This is a genomic window from Bordetella genomosp. 9 (assembly GCF_002261425.1).
Classification (GTDB): domain Bacteria; phylum Pseudomonadota; class Gammaproteobacteria; order Burkholderiales; family Burkholderiaceae_B; genus Bordetella_C.
In genome coordinates this window covers 3,451,211-3,473,547 of record NZ_NEVJ01000003.1, presented here as the reverse complement: position 1 = coordinate 3,473,547, position 22,337 = coordinate 3,451,211, and the positions used below count along the sequence as shown (strand labels likewise).

The 22,337-nt window shown below is 65.8% G+C and carries 21 protein-coding genes; 11 read left to right on the top strand and 10 right to left on the bottom strand.

Annotated features, from left to right (window positions below; all coding sequences use genetic code 11):
* Positions 1-137: 137 nt before the first annotated feature.
* From CAL26_RS26890 to CAL26_RS26880, 3 genes are all read right to left on the bottom strand, one after another.
* A complete protein-coding gene (locus CAL26_RS26890; protein ID WP_179283493.1) occupies positions 138-458 on the bottom strand; it encodes a DUF4148 domain-containing protein in 321 nt (106 codons plus the stop codon).
* A gap of 241 nt (positions 459-699) precedes the next feature.
* Positions 700-1,404, bottom strand: a complete 705-nt coding sequence (locus CAL26_RS26885; protein ID WP_094849630.1) for a pirin family protein — start codon at positions 1,402-1,404, stop codon at positions 700-702.
* Positions 1,405-1,432: 28 nt separating this feature from the next.
* Positions 1,433-2,116 (bottom strand): hydrolase, encoded by a 684-nt coding sequence (locus CAL26_RS26880; RefSeq protein WP_094849629.1) that lies wholly within the window; start codon positions 2,114-2,116, stop codon positions 1,433-1,435.
* 311 nt (positions 2,117-2,427) lie between these two features.
* Between CAL26_RS26880 and CAL26_RS26875 the strand changes: the two genes are divergently transcribed.
* Positions 2,428-3,351, top strand: a complete 924-nt coding sequence (locus CAL26_RS26875) for a LysR family transcriptional regulator (RefSeq protein WP_094849628.1) — start codon at positions 2,428-2,430, stop codon at positions 3,349-3,351.
* On the opposite strand, the gene CAL26_RS26870 is transcribed toward CAL26_RS26875, so the two are convergent.
* Positions 3,348-4,160: an SDR family NAD(P)-dependent oxidoreductase gene (locus CAL26_RS26870; RefSeq protein ID WP_094849627.1), complete on the bottom strand. Its 813-nt coding sequence runs from the start codon at positions 4,158-4,160 to the stop codon at positions 3,348-3,350. The genes CAL26_RS26875 and CAL26_RS26870 overlap by 4 nt on opposite strands.
* 314 nt (positions 4,161-4,474) lie before the next feature.
* On the opposite strand from CAL26_RS26870, the gene CAL26_RS26865 reads away from it, so the two are divergent.
* Positions 4,475-4,861, top strand: coding sequence for a mobile mystery protein B (locus CAL26_RS26865; RefSeq protein WP_094849626.1), 387 nt, complete (start codon positions 4,475-4,477; stop codon positions 4,859-4,861).
* A 9-nt stretch (positions 4,862-4,870) separates the two neighbouring features.
* On the opposite strand, the gene gyrB is transcribed toward CAL26_RS26865, so the two are convergent.
* The 3 genes from gyrB to dnaA all read right to left on the bottom strand — a co-directional run bounded on the left by gyrB (position 4,871) and on the right by dnaA (position 10,081).
* A complete protein-coding gene (gene gyrB / locus CAL26_RS26860; RefSeq protein ID WP_094849625.1) occupies positions 4,871-7,324 on the bottom strand; it encodes a DNA topoisomerase (ATP-hydrolyzing) subunit B in 2,454 nt (817 codons plus the stop codon).
* Positions 7,325-7,427: 103 nt separating this feature from the next.
* Complete coding sequence (gene dnaN, locus CAL26_RS26855) at positions 7,428-8,537, bottom strand: DNA polymerase III subunit beta (protein WP_179283492.1); 1,110 nt, start codon at positions 8,535-8,537, stop codon at positions 7,428-7,430.
* Positions 8,538-8,539: 2 nt separating this feature from the next.
* A complete protein-coding gene (dnaA, locus tag CAL26_RS26850) occupies positions 8,540-10,081 on the bottom strand; it encodes a chromosomal replication initiator protein DnaA (protein ID WP_094849624.1) in 1,542 nt (513 codons plus the stop codon).
* Positions 10,082-10,443: 362 nt separating this feature from the next.
* Between dnaA and rpmH the strand changes: the two genes are divergently transcribed.
* The 8 genes from rpmH (at position 10,444) to CAL26_RS26810 (ending at position 18,840) form a co-directional block, all read left to right on the top strand.
* The gene (gene rpmH, locus CAL26_RS26845; RefSeq protein ID WP_057654304.1) at positions 10,444-10,578 is read left to right on the top strand and encodes a 50S ribosomal protein L34; all 135 of its coding nucleotides are present in this window, start codon (positions 10,444-10,446) and stop codon (positions 10,576-10,578) included.
* A gap of 68 nt (positions 10,579-10,646) precedes the next feature.
* Positions 10,647-11,024 (top strand): ribonuclease P protein component, encoded by a 378-nt coding sequence (locus CAL26_RS26840; protein WP_094849623.1) that lies wholly within the window; start codon positions 10,647-10,649, stop codon positions 11,022-11,024.
* A gap of 22 nt (positions 11,025-11,046) precedes the next feature.
* The gene (gene yidD, locus CAL26_RS26835) at positions 11,047-11,319 is read left to right on the top strand and encodes a membrane protein insertion efficiency factor YidD (protein WP_094849622.1); all 273 of its coding nucleotides are present in this window, start codon (positions 11,047-11,049) and stop codon (positions 11,317-11,319) included.
* A gap of 48 nt (positions 11,320-11,367) precedes the next feature.
* Positions 11,368-13,071 (top strand): membrane protein insertase YidC, encoded by a 1,704-nt coding sequence (gene yidC / locus CAL26_RS26830; protein WP_094849621.1) that lies wholly within the window; start codon positions 11,368-11,370, stop codon positions 13,069-13,071.
* A 22-nt stretch (positions 13,072-13,093) separates the two neighbouring features.
* Positions 13,094-13,978, top strand: a complete 885-nt coding sequence (locus CAL26_RS26825) for a LysR family transcriptional regulator (protein ID WP_094849620.1) — start codon at positions 13,094-13,096, stop codon at positions 13,976-13,978.
* Between the two features lie 138 nt (positions 13,979-14,116).
* Entirely contained in the window at positions 14,117-15,472 is a 1,356-nt protein-coding gene (locus CAL26_RS26820) for an MmgE/PrpD family protein (protein WP_094849619.1), read from the top strand.
* A 16-nt stretch (positions 15,473-15,488) separates the two neighbouring features.
* Positions 15,489-17,567, top strand: a complete 2,079-nt coding sequence (locus CAL26_RS26815; protein WP_094849618.1) for an acetate--CoA ligase family protein — start codon at positions 15,489-15,491, stop codon at positions 17,565-17,567.
* A gap of 115 nt (positions 17,568-17,682) precedes the next feature.
* Complete coding sequence (locus tag CAL26_RS26810) at positions 17,683-18,840, top strand: acyl-CoA dehydrogenase family protein (protein ID WP_094849617.1); 1,158 nt, start codon at positions 17,683-17,685, stop codon at positions 18,838-18,840.
* A gap of 23 nt (positions 18,841-18,863) precedes the next feature.
* On the opposite strand, the gene CAL26_RS26805 is transcribed toward CAL26_RS26810, so the two are convergent.
* Positions 18,864-19,709: an SDR family oxidoreductase gene (locus CAL26_RS26805; RefSeq protein WP_094849616.1), complete on the bottom strand. Its 846-nt coding sequence runs from the start codon at positions 19,707-19,709 to the stop codon at positions 18,864-18,866.
* A gap of 96 nt (positions 19,710-19,805) precedes the next feature.
* Here CAL26_RS26805 and CAL26_RS26800 point away from each other — a divergent pair, with 96 nt between their 5' ends.
* Positions 19,806-20,240, top strand: coding sequence for a winged helix-turn-helix transcriptional regulator (locus tag CAL26_RS26800; RefSeq protein WP_094849615.1), 435 nt, complete (start codon positions 19,806-19,808; stop codon positions 20,238-20,240).
* Between the two features lie 34 nt (positions 20,241-20,274).
* Here the strand turns inward: CAL26_RS26800 and CAL26_RS26795 are convergent, their stop codons facing one another.
* Together CAL26_RS26795 and CAL26_RS26790 are read right to left on the bottom strand one after the other, a co-directional pair.
* Positions 20,275-21,477, bottom strand: a complete 1,203-nt coding sequence (locus CAL26_RS26795) for a M20 aminoacylase family protein (protein ID WP_094849614.1) — start codon at positions 21,475-21,477, stop codon at positions 20,275-20,277.
* Positions 21,474-22,334 carry an N-formylglutamate amidohydrolase gene (locus CAL26_RS26790; protein WP_094849613.1) on the bottom strand — a complete coding sequence of 287 codons (861 nt, stop codon included), beginning with the start codon at positions 22,332-22,334 and terminating at the stop codon, positions 21,474-21,476. Before CAL26_RS26790 ends, CAL26_RS26795 begins: the two co-directional genes overlap by 4 nt.
* Positions 22,335-22,337: the final 3 nt, after the last annotated feature.

The following is a 22,337-nucleotide window of genomic DNA, read 5'->3' as shown; positions in this document are numbered from 1 at the left end:
CACTACAGCATCCCCGCCTCTCGCCGGGGAAACCGTTCATCCGTGCGGGCATGAACGGCCGGACTTCCTGGTGACCCGACCGCCTTCGGTCGTATCACCGTTGGTTCGTGATCAAACTTGGCAATCAGCCTCGGCGATCAGCCTTCAAAGGGCTGGTTGTCGATGTCGCCGAAGGCGATGTCGCCATGCACGCCGCCGCCTTGGGCAACCGCGGGCACCGAAGCCACGTCGGCTTGCGCGGTGAAGGGCGCGTTGTCGCTGTCGGCGTTGGCGGTCAGGCCAGCGGCGCGGGCTTGTTCGAGTTGCGCGACGACCTGGTCGCGGCTCGTGCTGCTGGCTTGTTGGCCGTAGACGCCTTGGAAGGGCGTGTTGTCCGAATCGCCACGGGGCGTCGCTTGGGCAGCGCCGATGGCGGCAAAGGAAAGAATCAAAGCGGAAACGATGGTCTTGGTCTTCATGGCAGTACTCCTAGTCCTGGTTAAGTGATCCGGGCCGTGCATCGCGACTTGCTGTGTAGAGAACTTCGCGATGTCCGTTGCTGTTCCCGATGACTGCATTCTGCGCCGCCAAGACCTAGGGATAAACCCTGATCGCCGAAAATCACCTTTCCATTTTCAAGAGCAATCCTCCTTTATTGGAGGTCGTTACCTATGGAATCCATAAATGCAATCTATGGAGGCCGCCGCTGCCCCCTCATCCTCAGGCGGGCATATCCACCAACAGCGCGTCGGCGCCCTCCAGGGACGTGAGACGCACGCTGGACTCCTCCCGGATGGCGGCGCCCGTCCCGGCCTCGATCGCCAGGTCGTTGACCCGCAGGCGCCCGCGCGAGGCCACCAGAAAGCCCCGCCGCCCGCCCGGCGCGAACCGGTACTCCGCCGCCTCTCCGGGCTTCAAGGCGACGGCGACCACACGCACGCCGCTGCGTATCGGCAAGGCGTCCCGGTCGCCCTCCATGCCGCTGGCAAGCGTCACGAAGCGCCCGCTGCCGGTGCCGGACGCGAAGGATTTCCTGCCCCAGCTGGGCAAGGACCCGCGCCGATCCGGCTCGATCCAGATCTGCTGCACCCGTGCGGGCTCGCGCTCCATATTGAATTCGGCGTACGTCAGGCCGCTGCCCGCGCTCATCACCTGCACATCGCCGGCGCGGGCCCGTTCACGGTTGCCCAGATCGTCCTCGTGCGTCAGGACGCCTTCCTGCACGCAGGTAATGATGTCCACATCCGCGTGCATGACGGCGGGGTAGCCCGCGCCCGGCGCGATCGTTTCGTCGCGCCAGCCGCGCAGCACGCCCCAACCCGACCGGGCGCGGGACCGTGTCCCCGCCGGCGACAAGCCATGTCCCGCGCCGGGCCTCCCGCGTTCCGCGGGGTTCAGGCTGGCGAGGGCTCGGCGTTCGATCATGGCAGTTCCAGTTATTGATGCGCCGTCATTACTTGGCGGGGTTGGGGCCGATACGCTCACCATGCTTGACCCGTTCGGCCAGCTTGTGAACGTGCGTCACCGCGTAGTCGATGCCCATGCCGTAGGCGCCCGAATGTTCCTTCGCGATGGAGGTCACGGCGTCATAGGTTTCCTGGCGGGCCCAATCGCGCTGCCATTCCAGCATCACCTGCTGCCAGGTGACCGGCACCACGCCGGCCTGCACCATGCGGTCCATCGCGTACTTGTGGGCGTCCATCGACGTGCCGCCCGACGCATCGGCCACCATGTAGATCTCGTAGTCGCCTTCCAGCATGGCGCACAGCGCGAACGTCGTATTGCACACCTCGGTCCACAGGCCCGCCACGACGATCTTCTTGCGGCCGTTGGCGGCCAGCGCGTCGCGTACGTTCTGGTCGTCCCAGGAGTTCATGGACGTGCGTTCCAGGATCTTGTTTTCCGGAAACACCGCCAGCAGTTCAGGATAGGTGTTTCCCGAAAAACCGTCGGTCTCCACCGTCGTGATCGTGGCCGGAATATTGAACGTGCGCGCCGCCTTCGCCAGGCCCACCACGTTGTTCTTCAGTGTCTGGCGATCGATCGACTGCACGCCGAAGGCCATTTGCGGTTGCTGGTCGATGAAGATGATCTGGCTGTTCTGCGGGGTCAGGACTTCGAGGTATTTGTTCGACATGGCTAGGCTCTCTTTGGAATGGTGCGTTGAAAGATGAATTCGAATCAGGTGGCAGGCCGTCCGGGGCTTGCCCCGATCAGTCGTACGTGAAGCGCTGTTTGCTTCTGCATTTGCGTCTGCGTTCGCATCTGCGTTTGCGTTCTGCCGTACACGTCGTCTGTCGGTAGGTGCATATTAGGGAAGGGCACCTGCCCTGAGAATCCAAGGAACCGAATTCCATCCTTTCCGTTTTATGCATGATCGCCCGGACCCTGCTTGTCCCTGCCATGCACGGCCGCTATCATCGACCGCAAATTGCGCGGGGAAAACAGATGAATAAGTTGCCAGATCTGGAAGGCTGGGCGATCTTCGCCAAGGTCGCCGAAACAGGTTCGTTCGCCAAGGCGGCGGCCGAATTCTCGCTGTCGCAGGCCACCATATCCAAGGCCATCACGCGCCTGGAAACGCGCATGAAAACCACCTTGTTCCACCGCACCTCGCGCAGCATGTCGCTGACCGACGCGGGCTATGCGGCGCTGGAACGCGCCGCGCGCATCCTGGAAGAAGGCGAATCGGTGGAAGCCGAGGTCACGGAAAAATCCAGCAGCCTGCACGGGAAAATCCGCTTCACCTGCCCGATGTCCTTCGGCATCACGCACCTGGCGCCCATGCTGCCGCCCTTCATGCAGGCGCATCCCGATGTCGGCCTGGAAATCGAGTTCAACGACAAACAGGTGGATCTGGTATCCGAGCGATTCGATCTCGCGCTGCGCATCTCCAACCTGGTGGATTCCAGCCTGTTGGCGCGGCGCCTGTGCTCCGTGCGCATCTTGCTGGTGGGCGCGCCGGCCTACTTCAAGCGTGCGGGGCGGCCCGCGCATCCGCGCGATCTGGCCCAGCACACTGCCTTGCAGTACATGTACGCCCGCAACGGCGCGAGCTGGCGTTTCCGGCATGACGAGCACGGCGAATTCTCCCAGACGCTGCCTGTGCTCCTGAACGTCAACAACGCCGAAGCGCTCACGCCCGCGTTGCGCGCCGGCCTGGGACTCGCGCTGCAGCCGGAATTCCTGGTGTGGGACGACCTGCGATCCGGCGCACTGGAAACGGCCATGGACGACTGGCAGGTGGACAGCATCGCGCTGCACATCGTCACGCCACCGGGACGCAGGCGTCCCGCGCGCGTGCAGGCGCTCATGGATTTTCTTGCCGAACGGCTGAATGCGCAGCCCTGGGCGTCCCACGTGCAGGGCTAGCTGGCCAGGAATCCGCCATCCGCGGCCAGGATATGGCCAACCACATAACCCGCCTCCGCCGACATGAGCCACACAACAGCGGCGGCGACTTCTTCCGGATGGCCCATGCGCCGCAACGGCAGCCCGGCCTTCACGGCATTCATATCGGCAATGCCGGACCCGAGCATCATGTCCGTCACCACGCGCCCGGGCGCGACGCCGTTGATGCGTATACCCTGCGGCGCATACTCCATCGCCGCCGCGCGCGTCAGCGCGTTCGCGGCGGCCTTGGACGCGCCGTATAGGGACAGGCCGGGATTGGGGTTGCGTATCCCGCTGACGCTCGTGTTGTTGATGATGCTGCCTCCGCCCGAGGCCAGCAGCGCCGGGATCTCATGGCGCATGGCATTGAAGACGCCGCGGACGTTCGTGTCGAACACCCGGGTGTAGACGTCGTCGGTCTGCTCGGCCAGCGGCGCGCGCCGTTCCTGGTAGCCGGCGTTGTTGAACACCGCATCCAGGCGTCCGAAGCGCTGTATCACCTGCGCTATTGCGGCAGCAAGCTCCGCCTCCACCGTCGCATCGGCCGCAATGAAAAGCCCTTCCACTCCTGTGCGTCCGATTTCCGCAGCCAGATCTCGCCCGAGCGGCTCGCGCCGGCCCGTCACGATCACCGCCGCGGCGCCTTCGCCCGCCATGCGCAGGGCCGCAGCGCGCCCGATGCCGCTGGTGCCCCCCACGACCAGGCAGATCCGGCCCTTTAAGCGCTGGCCGGAAGGCGGAGCCGGAGCGGGTCCCGCGAGTTCGTATAGAGATGGAATCGTTGCCATGTAGGAGCCTCCGGTCCGTGGCACAGCGCCGGCTCCAACATAACCCCAAAGGTTGCGATACGCAACTATATTCTCTTGGAAGGGGCCGCGTGGATGCGACCCTGGCCCCGACAAGCTGGTTCGCGCCCGGTGCCGAACGTCACCCTCCGCCTGCTTCCCATTGATGAAGCAATCGATATCTATTTGCTTCCCTAGAATGCAGCACCTGCAGTCCACCTTGTCCAGTTACGCGGACCTGGTGAATCGGCAAGCCCCCTCACGGCGCGTTCGCCGGACGTGCTCAGCGAGGGGTCTGTCGGACTCTGCACGCGAAGATGTTCGACCTGACTTGGTCATGGGGGGGCACGTTCCGCAAGTCAGACAAGAACATCGGCTGCGACTGGACGCAGATCGCGGTACGGCTTAACACGCTGTTCGGCAACGTACGCTGGTGGGTCGACAACGCGACGCTCCCGCCAGACGAAATCGCAGCGCGCTTTCACCGCGACCTGGTCTGGATTCACCCCTTTCCCAATGGCAACGGCCGGCAATCACGCATGATGGCCGACGCGTTGCTTCGCAGCCTTGGCCAACCAGCATTCACCTGGGGGAATGGCGGCAATCTGGTCGCCGCCAACGAGCTGCGGTCGAGGTACTTGGCCGCACTGCGAGCGGCAGACCAAGGAGACTATCAGTCGCTCCTGGCGTTCGTTCGCAGCTGAACAGCCCCGTCAGATATCGATATTGCTCGCCGTCAACGCATGCGTCTCGATGAACGCGCGGCGCGGTTCGACTTCATCGCCCATCAGGGTGGTAAAGACTTCGTCCGCCGCGATGGCGTCCTCGATCTGCACGCGCAGCAGGCGCCGCACCTTGGGGTCCATGGTGGTTTCCCACAGCTGCTCGGGATTCATTTCGCCCAGGCCCTTGTAGCGCTGCTTGGAGACGCTGCGTTCGGCTTCGTTGCGCAGCCAGCGCATGGCTTCGCGGAAGTCCGAGACCGGGGCTTCCTTGCGCTTGTCGCCTTCGCCGCGCGCGATCACCGCGCCCGTGCCGATCAGGCCCAGGAAGGTCCGGGCCGCCGTCGACAGCACGCCATAGTCGGCGCCTTCGATGAAGGTGGCGTCGATCAGGCTGTTGCGCGCATTGCCATGGCGCATGCGCTGCACGACGACGCGCTGCTTTTCGGTGGCGGGATCCACTTCGGCATAGGCCTTCACCGCGTTCGGATGCAGCGGATCGAACAGCGCCCTTTCCAGCCGTTCGGCCGAGGCGGCGGCGGCTTCCGCCGTATCGAGGTTGATCTCCACGCCTTCGGCCATGGCCGACAGCGCGGCTTCGTCGATCATGCGCGAGGCCCGCGCAATCACGGCGTCGGCCAGCGTGTACTGCCGCGCCAGCGCGGCCAGCGCATCGCCCGTGATGGGCTCGGCGCCCTCGGCCGGGATCAGCACGGCTTCCTTCAGGGCCAGCTGCAGCATGAAGACCGCTTCTTCCGCGTCGTCCTTCAAATAGCGTTCGTCGCGGCCGACCTTGACCTTGTACAGCGGCGGCTGCGCGATGTAGACGTAGCCCCGCGCCACCAGTTCCGGCATCTGGCGGTACAGCAGCGTCAGCAACAGCGTGCGGATGTGCGCGCCGTCGACGTCGGCGTCCGTCATGATGATCAGGCGGTGATAGCGCAGCTTGTCGACGTTGAAATCAGGGCCGATGCTGGTGCCCAGCGCGGTGATCAGGGTGGCGATCTGCTCGCTGGCGATCAGCCGGTCGAAGCGTGCTTTCTCGACGTTCAGCACCTTGCCGCGCAGCGGCAGCACGGCCTGGAACTTGCGGTCGCGGCCCTGCTTGGCGGAGCCGCCGGCCGAGTCCCCTTCCACGATGTACAGCTCGCACAGCGCCGGGTCCTTTTCCTGGCAGTCCGCCAGCTTGCCGGGCAGGCCGGCGCCTTCCAGCACGCTCTTGCGGCGCGTCATTTCGCGCGCCTTGCGCGCGGCTTCGCGGGCACGGGCGGCTTCGACGATCTTGGCGCACAGCGCCTTGGCATCGGCGGGATGTTCCAGCAGCCAGCTTTCCAGCGTGCGGCCCACGGCATCTTCCACCGCCGGGCGCACTTCGCTGGACACCAGCTTGTCCTTGGTCTGGCTGCTGAACTTGGGCTCGGGCACCTTGACCGACAGCACGCAGGTCAGGCCTTCGCGCATATCGTCGCCGGACGTTTCGACCTTGGCCTTCTTGGCCATCTCGTTGTCGGCGATGTACTTGTTGATGACACGCGTCATCGCCGCGCGCAGGCCCGTCATGTGGGTGCCGCCGTCGCGCTGCGGGATGTTGTTGGTGAAGCACAGCACGCTTTCCGAATAGCTGTCGTTCCACTGCATGGCGACGTCCACCGTCACCGGCACGCCGCCCGCGCTGGATTCCGCGCTGACCGAGAACACGTTCGGATGCAGCACCGTCTTGCTGCGATTGATGTATTCGACGAAACCCTTCACCCCGCCGGAGAACGCGAAGTTTTCTTCCTTGCCCTGGCGCTGGTCGATCAGGCGGATCTTCACGCCATTGTTCAGGAACGACAGCTCGCGCAGCCGCTTGGACAGGATGTCGTAGTGGTATTCGATGTGATTGAAGATCTCCGGATCGGCCAGGAAGCGCACTTCGGTGCCGCGCTTTTCGGTCTTGCCGGTCACCGCCAGCGGGTTCACGCGCTGGCCCTGGCGGAACTCCATTTCGTGCACTTCGCCGTTGCGGCGGATGGTCAGCCGCAGCCATTCGGACAGCGCGTTCACGCAGGACACGCCCACGCCGTGCAGGCCGCCGGACACCTTGTACGAGTTCTGGTCGAACTTGCCGCCCGCGTGCAGTTCGGTCATGACGATTTCCGCCGCGCTGCGGCCGAATTCGTCGTCCTTGTGGATATCGGTGGGAATGCCGCGCCCGTTATCCGATACCGAAATGGAGTTGTCCGTGTGGATGGTGACGACGATGTCGTCGCAATAGCCCGCCAGCGCTTCGTCGATGGCGTTGTCGACCACTTCGAACACCATGTGATGCAGGCCCGTGCCATCGGAGGTATCGCCGATGTACATGCCGGGGCGCTTGCGCACGGCCTCCAGCCCCTTGAGCATCTTGATCGAATCGGCGCCGTAGCCGGTATTCTCGGGATTGGTATTCGGAGTGTCGGACATAAATCTCTGTGATTGCACGTGTAAAGCGGCCGGCTTGCGGCCTGGCCGCGCCGGATCGGTTGCCCGTCCGGTCGCCGAGGCCAGGAATGACGGACAGGTCGGGTCAGATGCGCATCGGCATCACGACGTACTTGAAGTTGTCGTCATCGGGTAGGGTGATCAGGGCGGACGCGTTCTGGTCCGGCATGACGGACCATTTGATTTCGTCCACCTTGACGTTGCTCAGGACGTCCAGCAGATAGCTCACGTTGAAGCCGACGTCGAGCGGCTCATGGCCGTAATCGATATCGAGTTCTTCCTGCGCCTCTTCCTGCTCGGCGTTGGAGGAAGAAATCTTCATCACGTTCTGCGCCAGTTGCAGGCGCACGCCCTTGAACTTGTCGGTGGTCAGGATGGCGGCGCGCTGCAGGCTGCCCTGCAGGGCTTCGCGGCTGACGACGAAGTGGCGCGTGTAGTTGGTGGGGATCACGCGCGTGAAGTCGGGGAACTTGCCTTCCACCAGCTTGGACACCAGCTCGACATCGCCGAAGCGGAAGCGGATCTGGCCGGGCGCCACGTCCACCGACACCGGCTGGTCGGAATCTTCCAGCAGGCGCTGCATTTCCAGCACCGTCTTGCGCGGCACGATGACCTCATGCTTCTCGGTGATGCCTTCGGCGTCGGTGGCGCAGTGCGCCAGGCGGTGGCCGTCGGTCGCCACGGCGCGCACGCGGCCCGGTTCGAACACCATCAACATGCCGTTCAGGTAATAACGGATGTCCTGCTGCGCCATGGCGAAATACACCATGTTCAGCAGATGCCGCAGGTTCTTCTGCGTGAGCGTCAGCGATACGTCCCATTGCTCGGGCTGGGCCACGGTGGGGAATTCGCTGGCCGCCAGCGTCTGCAGCGCGAAACGGCTCTTGCCCGTCTGCACGGACAGCTTGTTGCTGGCCAGCGCCATCTTGACATCGCCGGTATCCGGCAGGGCGCGCAGGATGTCCAGCAGCTTGCGCGCGGCGACGGTGGTCGATTCGTTGTCGGAACCCACGCCGAAATCCGCATGCGTGGTGATCTGCACTTCGAGGTCGGTCGCGATGAACGATACCTTGTTGGCCTCTTTGCGCATCAGGATGTTCGCCAGGATGGGCAGGGTATGGCGTCTTTCGACGATGCCCGCCACAGTCGATAGCGGTTTCAGCAATGCATCGCGTGTGGTTTGTACGAGTTGCATGTTCATCCTTTTAGAGTTTGTTCCAACACGTGCAGGGTATGGTTGAGCTCGGCGAGCTTGCCGCGCGCGTCTGAAATCTTGCGAACGGCATGAAGAACGGTGGTGTGGTCGCGGCCACCGAACAGATCGCCGATTTCAGGCAGGCTTTTTTGCGTGAGCTCCTTGGCCAGGTACATGGCCACTTGGCGAGGCAGGGCGATATTGGCGGGGCGCCGTTTCGAATACATGTCGGCGACCTTGATCTTGTAGAAATCGGCCACCGTCTTCTGGATGTTTTCGACCGTGATCTGCCCGTTCGATACCGACAGCAGATCCTTCAAGGCGTCCTTGCAGACGTCGACGGTGACCACGTCGCGGCCATGGAAGCGCGCGTACGCCAGCACCTTGCGCAGGGCGCCTTCCAGCTCGCGCACGTTGCTGCGCAGATGCTTGGCGATGAAGAAGGCGACTTCTTCCGGCATGGGCACGCCTTCCGATTCCGCCTTGCGCAGCAGGATGGCCACGCGCATTTCCAGCTCGGGCGGCTCGATGGCCACGGTCAAACCGGAATCGAAGCGGGAGATCAGGCGGCTGTCGATGCCGGCCAGTTCCTTGGGATAGGTATCGCTGGTGATGATGATCTGCTTGCGCTGCGCGACCATCGCCTCGAACGCGTAGAAGAATTCTTCCTGCGTGCGGTTCTTGCCGGAGAAGAACTGGATATCGTCGATCAGCAGCAGGTCCAGCGAATGGTAGTAGCGCTTGAAGTCGTCGAACGCCTTGCGCTGGTAGGCCTTGACCACGTCGGAGACGTACTGGTCGGCATGCACGTAGCGCACGCGCACGCCGGTGCCCGCCGCGACCATGGCGTTGCCGATCGCGTGTATCAGGTGCGTCTTGCCCAGTCCCACGCCGCCATAGAGGAACAGCGGGTTATAGGAAATGCCGGGGTTTTCCGCGACCTGCAGCGCGGCGGCCCGCGCCAGCTGGTTGGCCTTGCCGGTGACGAAGTTTTCGAACGTCAGGTCGGTGTTCAGCCGCGAGCGTTCGTAGACGACATTGGCGGCATCCGCATTGACGGCGGCGGCCACCGCGGCAGCCGCGGCAGCGGTGGTCGCCGGAGGCGCCGACATGCCGGACAGCGCCAGCATTTCGGCGGCGGGGCCCGATGCGGCATGGCCCGAGGCAATCGCGCCCGAACCCGGCGCCGCCATGGGCCCGCCGGCGCCATTGGCGCCATTGACGCCGTTCGTGGCGTTCATGGCCCCGGCGCCGGGCGCGCCCGCCCGCGGCGCGACGGGCATGCGCGGCGCCGCGGCGCCAGCCGGCAGCTCGAACTGGACCTGCACCGGCCGTTGGAACCACTCGGCGGCCAGGGACTCTATCTGGTGGGCAAAGTTCTTGCGCACCCAATCGAGCTTGAAGCGATTGGGCGCGGAAATGCGCAGCACCGCCTGGGCCTCGTCGTAGGAGAGAGGCACCAGCGGACGGATCCACGCACTGATCTGCTGAGGGGGGAGCTCCTGCTCAAGACGACTGACGCAGGTCTGCCAGAATTCTTTCATGTCGGTCTTGTCTAAACCTCGATTCTACCTTGCCTGGGCTGTGGTTATCCACAGGCTGGGGGTGCCGGACATCGCGCGCCCCCCGCTAACTGTTTGACAACAGAGAAGAAACTTGCTGAAATGGCGGGCTCGGCTGAGGTCGGGTGGCTTCGTTCGCCCCGTACCCTTCCCATAGGTACCGTATTGACGCGTCGTTCTGTACGCGTTGTACGGGACGGATTTATCCGGAACACGTTTACTCGTACGCGTGTGCCCGTATACGAATCGCCCCGAGCTATACGAAGAATCGCCCCCGTGGGCCCGCGAAGCGCGTCATCTGCTTCCATGCCCATCCGTATTAATTGTTCTTTTGTGGACCGCCCATGAAACGCACTTTCCAACCCTCCGTTACCCGCCGCAAGCGCACCCATGGCTTTCGCGTGCGCATGAAGACCCGTGGCGGCCGCGCCGTGCTGAACGCACGCCGCGCCAAGGGCCGCAAGCGTCTGGCGGTCTGAACGCCGCGCCAGGCGTTGCGCCTGCCCCGGCCGGTCTGACGACCGCCCCGGCCGCGCAGTTGCCCGTCATGCCGCGCACCACGCTTCCACCGGAGGCGCGGATGCATCGCCCCTCGGAATTCGCCGCCGCGCTGAAAGGCCGCCGGCTGGCGCGAGGGGCGTTTTTCATGATCACGTCCACCGCCGCACCCGCGGACGTCGTGCCGGCCCAGGCGCGGCTGGGTATGGTCATCGCCAAGCGGCATGCCGCGCGCGCCGCGACCCGCAACGCCCTCAAACGCGTCATCCGGGAATCGTTCCGGGCCCGCCGCCTGGCCTTGCCGCCGGCCGACTATGTGGTCCGACTCCACGCGCGCGTCCCCGAGCTGTCCCTGACGGCCCTGAAACACGCGGCCCGGGCAGAAGTAGATACTCACTTCGCACGGCTGGTCCGTTGTTCTTCCTGAAGGTGCCCGCGTGAGCGCGTCCATGATCAAGACCCTGCTGATCGCGCCGATCCGGTTCTACCGGTTCTTCCTGAGCCCCTGGATGGGACGGCAATGCCGTTTCACGCCCACCTGCTCGGCCTACGCCATCGAAGCCATTGAAACTCACGGACCTTTGCACGGTCTGTGGTTGGCGGCGCGGCGCATCGGCCGATGCCACCCCTGGAGCCCGGGTGGACTCGACCCGGTTCCCCCCGCGCCGCGGCCCGGCGACCACTGCTCCTGCGGCCACGGCCACCGCGCCCGGCAGGATTGACGCTAAACTGGCGGGCTTTGCCGGTCCCGCTCTTACCTTGTAGGCACCATGGATATCCGACGAACCATCCTCTGGATGATCTTCTCTTTCTCGCTGTTGCTTCTCTGGAACAACTGGCAAGTCCATAACGGAAAGCCGTCGCTGTTCGGCGTGCCGCCCGCGGCCACGCCGGCCCAGCAAGCGGCCAAGCCCGCCACCGGCGACGCGGCGCAGCCCGCCGGCAACACGACCGTTCCCAGCGTGCCCGCGGCTGGCCAGCCCGCCTCGGCGGCGCCGGGCGGCGTGCCGGCGTCGGCCGCCAAGGCTCAGGCGGACTCGCAGAAAATCGTCATCACCACCGACGTGCTGCGCCTGACCTTCGACACCACCGGCGCGCAGCTGGTGCAGGCGGTGCTGCTGAAGTATCCGGACGCCAACCGCGGCGACCAGCCTACGGTGTTGCTCGACGATACGCCCGACCTGCACTATGTCGTGCAATCCGGCGTGGTGGGCGCCCCGGGCCAGCCCGGCTTCCCGACGCACCAGACGCCCTTCCGCATGGTGTCGTCCGAGCGCAGCATGACCGGCGACACGCTGAGCGTGGTGTTCGAAGCCGAATCGGGCGGGATGAAGGTCACCAAGACCTACACCCTGCATCGCGGCCGCTACGACATCGACGTCCGTCACGACATGACGAACACCAGCGCCAATCCGGCGCGCCCGTCGCTGTACCTGCAGCTGCAGCGCGACGGCAACAATCCGCCGGATACGTCCAGTTTCTATCACACCTTCACCGGCATGGCGGTGTATTCGGACCAGGACAAGTTCCAGAAGGCGACGTTCTCGGATATCGAAAAGAAGAAAGCCAGCTACATCAAGCAGGCCGACAACGGCTGGATCGCCGTGGTGCAGCACTACTTCGCCACCGCCTGGATTCCGCCGCAGGGCAAGGCGCGCACCAATGAACTGCTGCAGGTGCGCGACAACCTCTACGCCGCGCGCACCATCGAAGGCGTGGGCGACATCGCGCCCGGCGCGTCGGCCAGCGTCGACGCCCACCTGTGGGTCGGCCCGCAGGACCAGAAGGCCATGGCCGCGCTGGCGCCCGGGCTGGAACTCGTGGTCGACTACGGCTGGCTGACCATCATCGCCAAGCCGCTGTTCTCGCTGATGACGTGGCTGCACTCCATCCTGGGCAACTGGGGCTGGACCATCGTGGCCCTGACGGTGCTGATCAAGCTGCTGTTCTATCCGCTGGCCGCCACCAGCTATCGCTCGATGGCCCGCATGAAGCAGGTTACCCCGCGGCTGCAGGCGCTGAAGGAAAAGTTCGGCGACGACAAGCAGAAGCTGAACGCCGCCATGATGGAGATGTACCGCACCGAAAAGATCAATCCCCTGGGCGGCTGCCTGCCGATGGTGGTGCAGATTCCGGTGTTCATCTCGCTGTACTGGGTGCTGCTGGCCAGCGTGGAGATGCGCGGCGCCCCGTGGCTGGGCTGGGTCCACGATCTGTCCGTGCATGACCCCTACTTCATCCTGCCGGCGATCATGATGGCCACCATGTTCCTGCAGATCAGGCTGAACCCGACGCCGCCCGATCCCGTCCAGGCCAAGGTCATGATGATCATGCCCCTGGTGTTCGGCGGCATGATGTTCATGTTCCCGGCCGGCCTGGTGCTGTACTGGTGCGTCAACAACACGCTGTCCATCCTGCAGCAGTGGTACATCACGCGCAAACTGCGCGTCGAAACGGAAACCGCCAAGCGTTGATCGCGCGGCGGGGCGGCCGGCCATGAAGAAACTCGACGTCCCGGCGCTGGAGATCTTCGTCGCCGCCGTCGAGGAAAAAAGCCTCTCGCGTGCCGCCGAACGGGAAAATGTCGTGGCATCCGCCGCCAGCCGGCGGATCGCCGACCTGGAACGGCACCTGCACCGCACGCTGCTGCACCGCCACGGCCGGGGGGTCGAGCCGACCCCCGCGGGCGTGCTGCTCTACCAGCGCGCCAAGGCCATCCTGCGCAGCGTCCAGCTGGCGGAGCAGGCCATCGACAGCTATTCGGCCGACGGCCAGGCCAAGATCCGGCTGGCGGCCAATCCTTCCACCCTGCTGCAGTTCCTGCCCGCGCCCATGGCGCGCTTCCTGGCGGGCCGCGACAACGTCGCGGTGGACCTGCTGGAAGCCCATAGCTTCGACATCCCGCGCATGGTGGCGGACGCCACGGTGGACGTGGGCATCTACCACGCCGATCGCGCCGCCGCCGGCGTGTCGTCGTTCCCCTTCCGCAGCGATCGGGTGGGCCTGGTCGTACCGCGCGGGCATCCGCTGGCCAGCCGGGCCTCCCTGCGGCTGGAAGAAGCGCTGGATTACGAGCTCCTGGGCTATTTTCCGCGCCATTCCCTGGACCAGTTCCTGGACTACATCGGCCAGACGGTGTCGCGGCCGCCCAGGGTCAAGCTGCAGGTTTCCAATTTCGAGACGCGCTGCCGGATGATCCGCGAAGGATTGGGCATCGCCGTGGTGCCCGAAGGCATCGCGCGCAATTACCTGAGCGAAATGGGGCTGGTCCTGGTGGCCCTGGAAGACGCCTGGGCCGAGCGGCAGTTCTTCGTCTGCGTCCGCGATGCGGCGACGATGAGCCCGCTGATGGCGGATCTGCTGGCGGCCTTGCGTCCCTGATCCCGGCTGCCGCGCGGCAGCCTGCGGATTCAGTGATCGCTCGCTTGCCATTTTTTCAAACCGGACCGGCGCCTCACGGGCTAGAGTGGCGGATACACCATAGCGGCGTATCACCGCGCCGCGATACCGGAGACGCCCATGCTGCTCGAATCCCTGTCCGCCTACGGGGCGCGCGATACCGTCGCGCGCCTGCCCGACGAGGTCCTGCACTACGCCAAGCGCGCGGTCCTGGACTGGCTGTCCGCCCTCTATCCCGGGACCCGTATCTCGCCCTGCCGCGAACTGGTGGCGGCGCACGCGGAAGAGCTGGGCATCGGGCGCTCCAGCCTGCCCGGCAACGGCACGACAGCCTTTCCCGCCACCGCGGCCTGGATCAATGGCAGCGCGTCCCACGCGCCGGAGTTCGACGACATCTTCCGTGACGGCGCCTACCACCCCGGCTGCCCGGTGATCGCCGCGGCGCTGGCGATGGCGGAGCACAGGGGCGCCAGCGGCCGCGAGCTGCTCAACGCGGTGGTGGTCGGCTACGAGATATCCACCCGCATCGCGGCGGCGATGCAGCCTTCACACTACCGCTATTTCCACACCACGGGCACGGTCGGCACGCTGGGTGCCGCGGCGGCCGCGGCCGCCCTGGCAGCGCCGGGCCACGCCGACGTCATGGGGCATGCCATCGCGACGTCCGCCACCATGGCCGCGGCGCTGCAGCAGGCCTTCCGTTCCGACGCCATGAGCAAGGCCCTGCACGCGGGTCACGCGGCGGCGGCCGGCGTGCGCGCGGGACAGGGCGCGGCCCATGGCGTGACGGGCGTATGGGACATCCTGGAAGGCGAGGTCGGCTTCGGCGCCGCGCTGGCCGAGAACGTGCGTTGGGACAGCGTCCTGGAAGGACTGGGCGAGCAGTACAACATCACCCGCATGACGCAGAAGAACCATGGCTGTTGCGGCCATACCTTCGCGGCCATCGACGCCGCCCTGGCGTTGCGCGACAAAGGCGTGCAGGCCGATCGCGTGCGCGCCATCGAGGTCAGAGGCTATCGCGCGACGCTGGAGGTCGCCGGCAATCCCGACCCCACCACAGCGTTCGAGGCGCGCTTCAGCACGCAATACGTGCTGGCGCATGCGATGCGCCAGGGTTCGGTGCGGCTGGCGGCCTTCGAACCGGAAGCGCTGAACGACGAAGCGACGCGCGCGCTGATGCGCAAGGTCACGCTCATCGAAGATCCGCAGCTGACCGCCGGGTTCCCCAAGATGCGCGCGGCGCGCGTGGCCATCGTGACCGACGACGGCATGCGGCACGAGCAGTTCGCGCCCTATCGCAAGGGCGATCCGGAAGCGCCGCTGTCGGACGCCGAATTGAACGACAAGTTCGACGAGCTCGCCGGGCCGGTGCTGGGCGTGGAACGCACCCGCCAGTTGCGCGCCGCGGTCTGGAAGCTGGATGGCAACCAGGTCAGCGACCTGGCCCTGGCGGCCGACCGCCCCATCGCCTGAGAAACGCTACCCAATCATGTCCGTGAAATCATCCACCTCCCTGGGCCAGGCGCTGCTCGCGCCCCGCGCCATCGCGCTGGTCGGCGCGTCGGGCGATGAACGCAAGAACACCGCGCGGCCGCTGCGTTTCATGCGCAAGCACCGCTATGCCGGCCGCATCCATCCGATCAATGCCGGGCGCACGGAAATCATGGGCGAACGCGCCTATCCATCGCTGGCGGCGCTGCCCGAACCGGTGGACCACGTCTTCGTCATGATCCCTGGCGAACAGGTGCTGTCCGTGCTGGAACAATGTCCCGCGGCGGGCGCGCGCGTGCTGACCGTTTATTCCGATGGTTTCGCTGAAGCCGGACCGGAAGGCATGGCGCGCCAGCAGGCCCTGGTGGCGCGCGCGCGTGAACTCGGCGTGCGCATACTGGGTCCCAACAGCATCGGCAGCGCCAACCTGCACACGGGCGGCGTGATCTCCGTGAATGCCGCCTTCGAGGCCGACGACCTGGTCGCGGGCGATATCAGCATGGTGTCGCAAAGCGGTTCCATGATGGGTTCCTTGCTGTCGCGCGCGGCGGCGCGCGGCTTCGGTTTCGCCAGCTCCGTATCGGTGGGCAATGAAAGCGACATCACCGTCGGCGAAGTCGTCGACGCGCTGGTGGACGATCCGAACACGCGCGTCATCCTGCTGTTCCTGGAAACGTTGCGCGAAGCGCCCGTGCTGGCCGCGGCGCTGGCCCGCGCGCGCCAGGCGGGCAAGCCCGTCGTGGCGTACAAGCTCGGCCGCTCCGAGCAGGGCGACGCGCTGGCGCAATCCCATACGGGCGCCATGGCGGGCAACGACGCCGCCGTCGATGCCTTCTTTCGTGCGCATGGCGTGCTGCGCGTGCAGCAGCTGGAAACGCTGTTCGAAATCGTGCCGCTGGCGGCGCGCTATGGCGACGCGCGATCGCGCGACCAGGCGCCGCGCGTCGCGGTGATCACCACCACGGGCGGCGGCGCGGCCACCGTGGTCGACAACCTGGGCACACGCGGACTGGTGGCGGCGGCGCCGCCACCGGCCTTCGTCGAGCATATGGCGGCACGCGGCCTGCGCATACGCGAAACGCCCGTCATCGACCTGACCCTGGCCGCCACGCCGGCGCAGTACAAGGATCTGCTCGAACAGCTGTTGCTGGCGGACTGGTGCGACGCGGTGCTCAGCGTGATCGGTTCGTCGGCCCAGTTTCATCCCGACTTCGCCGTCAATCCGCTGGTGCAGGCCGACAAGCCCGACGACAAGCCCATGGCGGCTTTCCTCGCGCCCGAAGCGCCCGCATCGCTGGCCCTGCTCAGGAAGCACGGCATTGCCGCCTTCCGCACGCCCGAATCCTGCGCCGACGCGCTCGCGGTGCTATTCCAGCGCAAGCCGGCGCCCGTCCCGCCACGGGCCGCCTTGCCCTGGCCGCCCGAAATCCCGCGCACGGGCGCCCTGACGGAGCATGAAGCCAGCCGTGTGTTCCAGGCCCTGGGCGTGCCGGTCGCGGCCTCGCGCCTGGTCCCCACCGACGATCTCGCGCACGGCCTGTCCTATCCCGTCGTGGCCAAGGTGTCGTCGCGCGACGTGCCGCACAAGACCGATGCCGGCGCCGTCCGTATCGGCATCGCCGATGACGCGCAGCTGCGCGATGCGGTCGATCAGATGCTGGAGAACGTGCGCGTCCACGCGCCCGCCGCCGACATCGACGGCATCCTGGTGCAGGCCATGGAAGGGCGTTTGCTGGAGCTGATCCTGGGCTACCGGCTGGATCCCCTGGTCGGACCGACGGTCGTGCTGGGCGCGGGCGGCATCGCGGCGGAACTGAATCCCGACTTCGCCATACGCCTGGCGCCCATCAGCGTCGAGGAAGCCCGCGCCATGATCGAAGAGGTGCGCGCGACACGTCTGGTGCGCGGCTTCCGCGGCCTTCCGCGCGGCGATTGCGAGGCGCTTGCGCATGCCATCGCCGCCTTCTCCCGCCTGGGGGAGGTGGAAGGCGTCAGGGTGGCGGAAGCGGAGATCAATCCCCTGTTCGTGCGCGCCGATGGCGTCGTGGCGGTGGACGGCCTGCTGCGCTTCGAATGACGCCCATGCAGGCCGGACGCAGCCACGCTGCAGCCACGCGCAGCGCGCGGACGCGGCACGGAACAATGCGCCCTGTGACATGGGCGCGAGACACATCACGAGGACCCATCACACTATGGATTTCAATCTGACCCCCGAACAGCGCGACTTCCAGGATGCCGTGCGCCGCTATGCGGAAAACGAGCTGCGCGCCGGCGCGCGCGATCGCGCCCATTCACGCGAATATCCCTGGGACGTGGCGCGCTCGATGGCGCGACAAGGGCTGCTGGGCATCACCATCAGCGAAGCCAATGGCGGCATCGGCGGCTCGCTGATGGATGCCGTCATCGCCATCCAGACGATCGCGTCCGTCTGCCCGCGCAGTGCCGACGTCGTGCAGGCCGGCAACTTCGGCCCCATCCGCGTGCTGGGCGAATACGGCAATGCCATGCAGAAGGAAAAGTACCTGACGCCGCTGCTGGCCGGCGACATGCTCATCTCCGTCGGCATGACCGAACCGGAAGCAGGATCGGCGGTCACCGAATTGAAAACCGCCGCGACTCGCGACGGCGATGGCTGGCGCATCAATGGCTCGAAGATCTTCACCACGCACGGACCCCACGCCACCGTCATCCTGGCCTATGTGCGCTTCGGTCCCGGCACGCATGGCATCGGTTCGGTGTTGATCGATACGAAGAGCGAAGGCGTCAGGCTGGGCAAGCGCTCGGCCTTCATGTCCGACGAAGAATGGGTGGAAATCTACTTCGACAATGTCTTCGTGCCGGACGATATGGTGGTGCTGGGCGAAGGCGGCTTCAAGAAGCAGATCGCGGGCTTCAACGTCGAACGCATCGGCAACACCGCCCGCTCGCTGGCCCTGGGCCGCTATGCCTATGAAGAAGCGCGCGAGTGGGCGATGCAGCGCAAGCAGTTCGGGCGCTTGCTCTGCGAGTTCCAGGGGCTGCAATGGAAGTTCGCCGACATGCGCATCAAGCTGGATGCCGGCCAGCTGCTGCTGTACCGGGCGGCTTCCAACGCGGATACCGGTTTCCCGTCGGCCACCGAAACCGCCATCGCCAAGGCGTATTGCAACCAGGCGGGTTTCGACGTGGCCAACGAGGCATTGCAGGTGCTGGGCGGCATGGGCTACAGCCGCGAATCGCTGGTCGAATACTGCGTGCGGCGCTGCCGTGGCTGGATGATCGCGGGCGGCTCGATCGAGATCCTGAAGAACCGCATCGCCGAAGGCGTATTCGAACGCAGCTTTTCCCAGCGTCCGCCGCGCGCCGAGTGAATCCGGCGCGGCGGCCAGCCGGCTCAGGCCAAGGCCTGGGCGATCACCTTGGACAGCGGCGTCGTCGGCCGGCCGATCAGCTTCGCCAGCACGCCGCTGTCGTCGTAGAGCGCGCCATCGGCGGCCAAGGCGTCCCAACTGGCCACGGCCTGGGCAATGGGGGCGGGCAGGCCGACGCCGGCCAGGGCCTGCGCATACTCGGCCTCCGTCATGTTGCGGTAGACCACGGGCTTGCCGGCCTGGCGGGCGACCTCGGCGGCGAACTGGGCGCGGGTATAGGGGTCGTCGCCGGCCAGTTCATAGGTCTTGCCCTCATGGCCCGAGCCCGTCAGCACGGTAGCGGCCGCCAGCGCGTAATCGCCCCGCGCCGCGGCGGAAAATTTGCCTTCGCCCGAAGCGCCGGCGAGCACGCCGGTGGCCAGGGCCGGCGCGATCGCGCCGGTATGGTTCTCGATGTACCAGCCGTTGCGCAGCAGCGTGTAGGCCAGGCCGGATGCCTTGATGGCGTTCTCGGTTTCCAGGTGCTCCGGCGCCAGGCTCAGGGGCGACGTGTCGGCATGCAGCAGGCTGGTATAGACGATGCGCCGCACGCCGGCGCGCTGCGCGGCGTCGACCACGTTGCGGTGCTGGGCGATGCGCTGCCCCACTTCATTGCCCGAGATCAGCAACAGCGTATCGACGCCGGCCAGGGCAGCCGGCAAGGTCTCCGGCCGCGTGTAGTCGGCCGGGCGCGCCGCGATGCCCAGGTCCGCGGCCTTGGCGGGCGTACGGACCAGCGCCACGAGTTCTCCGGCGGGAACCGTGCGCAGCAATTCCTGGACGACCAGGCGGCCCAGTTGGCCGGTGGCGCCCGTAATGGCGATAGTCATGGGAAAACTCCGTTTGGATTGACGACGGAGCCAATCTAGCAGTATTACTTATCTTTCGTAAGTACGTACATAAAGGTAAGTATGAGTGCCCGGGATATGACCTCCGCGCTGCCCAGCTCAGCCACATCGTCCGATCAGCCCCCATCGGGAGCGTCGGCCGGTTCGCTGTCCGAGCGCCTGCTGCGCGGCGACCTGCTCGCCGCCGATTGCCCGTCGCGCGACGTCCTCAAGCACGTCACCAGCCGGTGGGGCGTGCTGGTCCTGATCACCCTGGAGCAGCGCATGCATCGCTTCAGCGAACTGAAGCGCACCATCGGCGGCGTCAGCGAACGCATGCTGGCGCAGACCTTGCAATGGCTGGAAGCCGATGGCCTGGTCGATCGCAAGGCCTACCAGGTCGTGCCGCCGCACGTCGAATACCGGCTCACGCCGCTAGGCCTGGAATGCGCGGAAAAAGTCCGCCTGCTGGCGGACTGGATCGAAGTCAACCTGCCACGGATACATGCCGCCGCCTCGCCGCCCGCGGAGTAGGCGGGCGGTGGCCGGGCGGGCCGCGGCGCGACCGCTACGCCTGCTTCATGAAGGTGTCCACCAGCTTGACCCAATACGTCGCACCCACCGGGAGCAGCGCGTCGTTGAAGTCGTAATTGGGATTGTGCAGGGTGCAGGGCCCCATGCCGTGGTATGACTCCAGGCGGTGATCGCCTTCACCGTTGCCCAGGAAGATATAACAGCCCGGCACCTTCTGCAGGAAGAAGGAAAAATCCTCCGCGCCCATGAAGGGCGGCACCGCGCGGTTCACGCTGTCCTTGCCGAACGCCGCTTCCGCGACCTGCGCCGCGAACTCGGTTTCCTTCTCCCAGTTCACCAGCGGCGGGTAGGCGCGCACGAAATCGAGTTCACCCGAGCCCCCGTACACCTGCGGCAGCGTCGTGACGATGCGCCGCATGGTGTCCTCGATCAGGTCCAGGACTTCGGTGGTATAGGTACGCACCGTGCCGCGGATGACGGCTTCGGCGGGGATCACGTTGAAGGAATCGCCCGCGTGGATCTGCGTCACCGTCAGCACCGCCGTATCCAGCGGGTTCCTGGTGCGCGACACCACGGTCTGCAGCACGCCGACCATTTCCGATGCGATCACGATGGTATCGACCGTCTTGTGCGGCTGCGCGGCATGGCCGCCCACGCCCTTGATGGTAATGGTGAAGCGATTGCTGGACGCCATCGTCGGCCCGGGACGGATCCCGAACTCGTTGACGGGCATGCCCGGCATGTTGTGGATACCGAACACCGCGTCGCAGGGGAACTTGTCGAACAGGCCATCCTGCATCATCGCGCGCGCGCCGGCGTTGCCGTTTTCCTCGGCGGGCTGGAAGATGAACACCACGGTGCCGGCGAAGTCGCGATGCCGCGACAGGTACTGCGCCGCGCCCAGCAGCATGGCGGTATGGCCGTCATGGCCACAGCCGTGCATGCGGCCGCTGATGGTGGACTTGTGGGCGAAGCGGTTGTTCTCCGGCATGGGCAGGGCATCCATGTCGGCGCGCAAGCCTATCGTCCGGCCCTTGCCGCCTTTGCCTTGCAGCACGCCCACCACGCCGGTCTTGCCGAAGCCGGTATGCACGTCGATGCCCCAGCCGCGCAGTTTTTCGGCGACCAGCGATGACGTACGGGTTTCCTCGAAAGCCAGTTCGGGATGTGCATGGATATCGCGGCGTATCGCCGTGAGCTCGCCATGCGCGCGCTCGATTTCGTCCAGGGTTTTCATAATTGCCTTTGAATATATTGCGCGACGTCCTGCGCCGCCTTGGTCAGTGCGGCCTGCATGGCCGGAAATTTCTCGTTCTTTTCGAACGTCTGTTCATTCATGTATTGCCCGCGATGGATCTCGATCTGCAGGCTGTGGCGCCGCTGCGCGGGCTTGCCGAGACGGGCGATCAGCGCAACGCCCTTGAAGGGATCGTTGCGCGCCACGGTGTAGCCGCTTGCGCGCAGCGAGTGCTCGACCACGTCCACCAGCTCCGGTTCGCAGGTGGTGCCATCGCGATCCCCGAGCACGAAATCCGCCAGCTGACGATTGCCAGGTACCTGCAGCACTTCATACGAATTCGACGGCATCGAGTGCAGGTTCAGATGCCACACCGCGCCGAACTGCTTGTACGCCGCCTCGATGTCGCGGCTGAGCGCCGCATGGTAAGGCCGGTGATAGGCCTGGATACGATGCCGCACTTCTTCCACCGACAGCTTGCGGTCGTAGATGGGCCGGCCGCCGGCCTTGCTCCAGATCAATCCGTGCCCGATGCGGCTTTTTTCCGAAGGATGGATCGCATCGGGCCACGGCCCGGCCAACAGCGCGGGATCGATGTCGTCGGGTTCGCGATTGGGGTCGATATAGGTACGCGGGAACTGCGCCAGGATCAGCGTGCCGCCCACCTCGGGGATCCCGCGCCACAACGCATCCACGTGCGTGTCTTCGCCGGTGCGCAATACCTGGGCATCGACGGCATAGCCGAAATCCGCGGGGTAGACCACGCCGCTGTGCGGCGAATCGCAGACCAGCGGCAAGGCCGCCGCGCGCGGCTCGATGCGGATGTAAGGGTCGAAAGGCTGGTCTGTGGTGCGCATGGT

Excerpts from the sequence above, each read along its gene's own strand:
- CAL26_RS26815 (WP_094849618.1), top strand. The coding sequence starts at position 15,489 with ATGTCCGTGAAATCATCCACCTCCCTGGGCCAGGCGCTGCTCGCGCCC.
- CAL26_RS26880 (WP_094849629.1), bottom strand. The coding sequence starts at position 2,116 with ATGTCGAACAAATACCTCGAAGTCCTGACCCCGCAGAACAGCCAGATC.
- CAL26_RS26805 (WP_094849616.1), bottom strand. The coding sequence starts at position 19,709 with ATGACTATCGCCATTACGGGCGCCACCGGCCAACTGGGCCGCCTGGTC.
- CAL26_RS26825 (WP_094849620.1), top strand. The coding sequence starts at position 13,094 with ATGAAGAAACTCGACGTCCCGGCGCTGGAGATCTTCGTCGCCGCCGTC.
- CAL26_RS26810 (WP_094849617.1), top strand. The coding sequence starts at position 17,683 with ATGGATTTCAATCTGACCCCCGAACAGCGCGACTTCCAGGATGCCGTG.
- CAL26_RS26890 (WP_179283493.1), bottom strand. The coding sequence starts at position 458 with ATGAAGACCAAGACCATCGTTTCCGCTTTGATTCTTTCCTTTGCCGCC.
- gyrB (WP_094849625.1), bottom strand. The coding sequence starts at position 7,324 with ATGTCCGACACTCCGAATACCAATCCCGAGAATACCGGCTACGGCGCC.
- dnaN (WP_179283492.1), bottom strand. The coding sequence starts at position 8,537 with ATGCAACTCGTACAAACCACACGCGATGCATTGCTGAAACCGCTATCG.
- CAL26_RS26790 (WP_094849613.1), bottom strand. The coding sequence starts at position 22,334 with ATGCGCACCACAGACCAGCCTTTCGACCCTTACATCCGCATCGAGCCG.
- CAL26_RS26840 (WP_094849623.1), top strand. The coding sequence starts at position 10,647 with ATGCCGCGCACCACGCTTCCACCGGAGGCGCGGATGCATCGCCCCTCG.
- CAL26_RS26800 (WP_094849615.1), top strand. The coding sequence starts at position 19,806 with ATGACCTCCGCGCTGCCCAGCTCAGCCACATCGTCCGATCAGCCCCCA.
- rpmH (WP_057654304.1), top strand. The coding sequence starts at position 10,444 with ATGAAACGCACTTTCCAACCCTCCGTTACCCGCCGCAAGCGCACCCAT.
- dnaA (WP_094849624.1), bottom strand. The coding sequence starts at position 10,081 with ATGAAAGAATTCTGGCAGACCTGCGTCAGTCGTCTTGAGCAGGAGCTC.
- CAL26_RS26820 (WP_094849619.1), top strand. The coding sequence starts at position 14,117 with ATGCTGCTCGAATCCCTGTCCGCCTACGGGGCGCGCGATACCGTCGCG.
- CAL26_RS26870 (WP_094849627.1), bottom strand. The coding sequence starts at position 4,160 with ATGGCAACGATTCCATCTCTATACGAACTCGCGGGACCCGCTCCGGCT.
- CAL26_RS26875 (WP_094849628.1), top strand. The coding sequence starts at position 2,428 with ATGAATAAGTTGCCAGATCTGGAAGGCTGGGCGATCTTCGCCAAGGTC.
- CAL26_RS26865 (WP_094849626.1), top strand. The coding sequence starts at position 4,475 with ATGTTCGACCTGACTTGGTCATGGGGGGGCACGTTCCGCAAGTCAGAC.
- yidD (WP_094849622.1), top strand. The coding sequence starts at position 11,047 with ATGATCAAGACCCTGCTGATCGCGCCGATCCGGTTCTACCGGTTCTTC.
- yidC (WP_094849621.1), top strand. The coding sequence starts at position 11,368 with ATGGATATCCGACGAACCATCCTCTGGATGATCTTCTCTTTCTCGCTG.
- CAL26_RS26885 (WP_094849630.1), bottom strand. The coding sequence starts at position 1,404 with ATGATCGAACGCCGAGCCCTCGCCAGCCTGAACCCCGCGGAACGCGGG.
- CAL26_RS26795 (WP_094849614.1), bottom strand. The coding sequence starts at position 21,477 with ATGAAAACCCTGGACGAAATCGAGCGCGCGCATGGCGAGCTCACGGCG.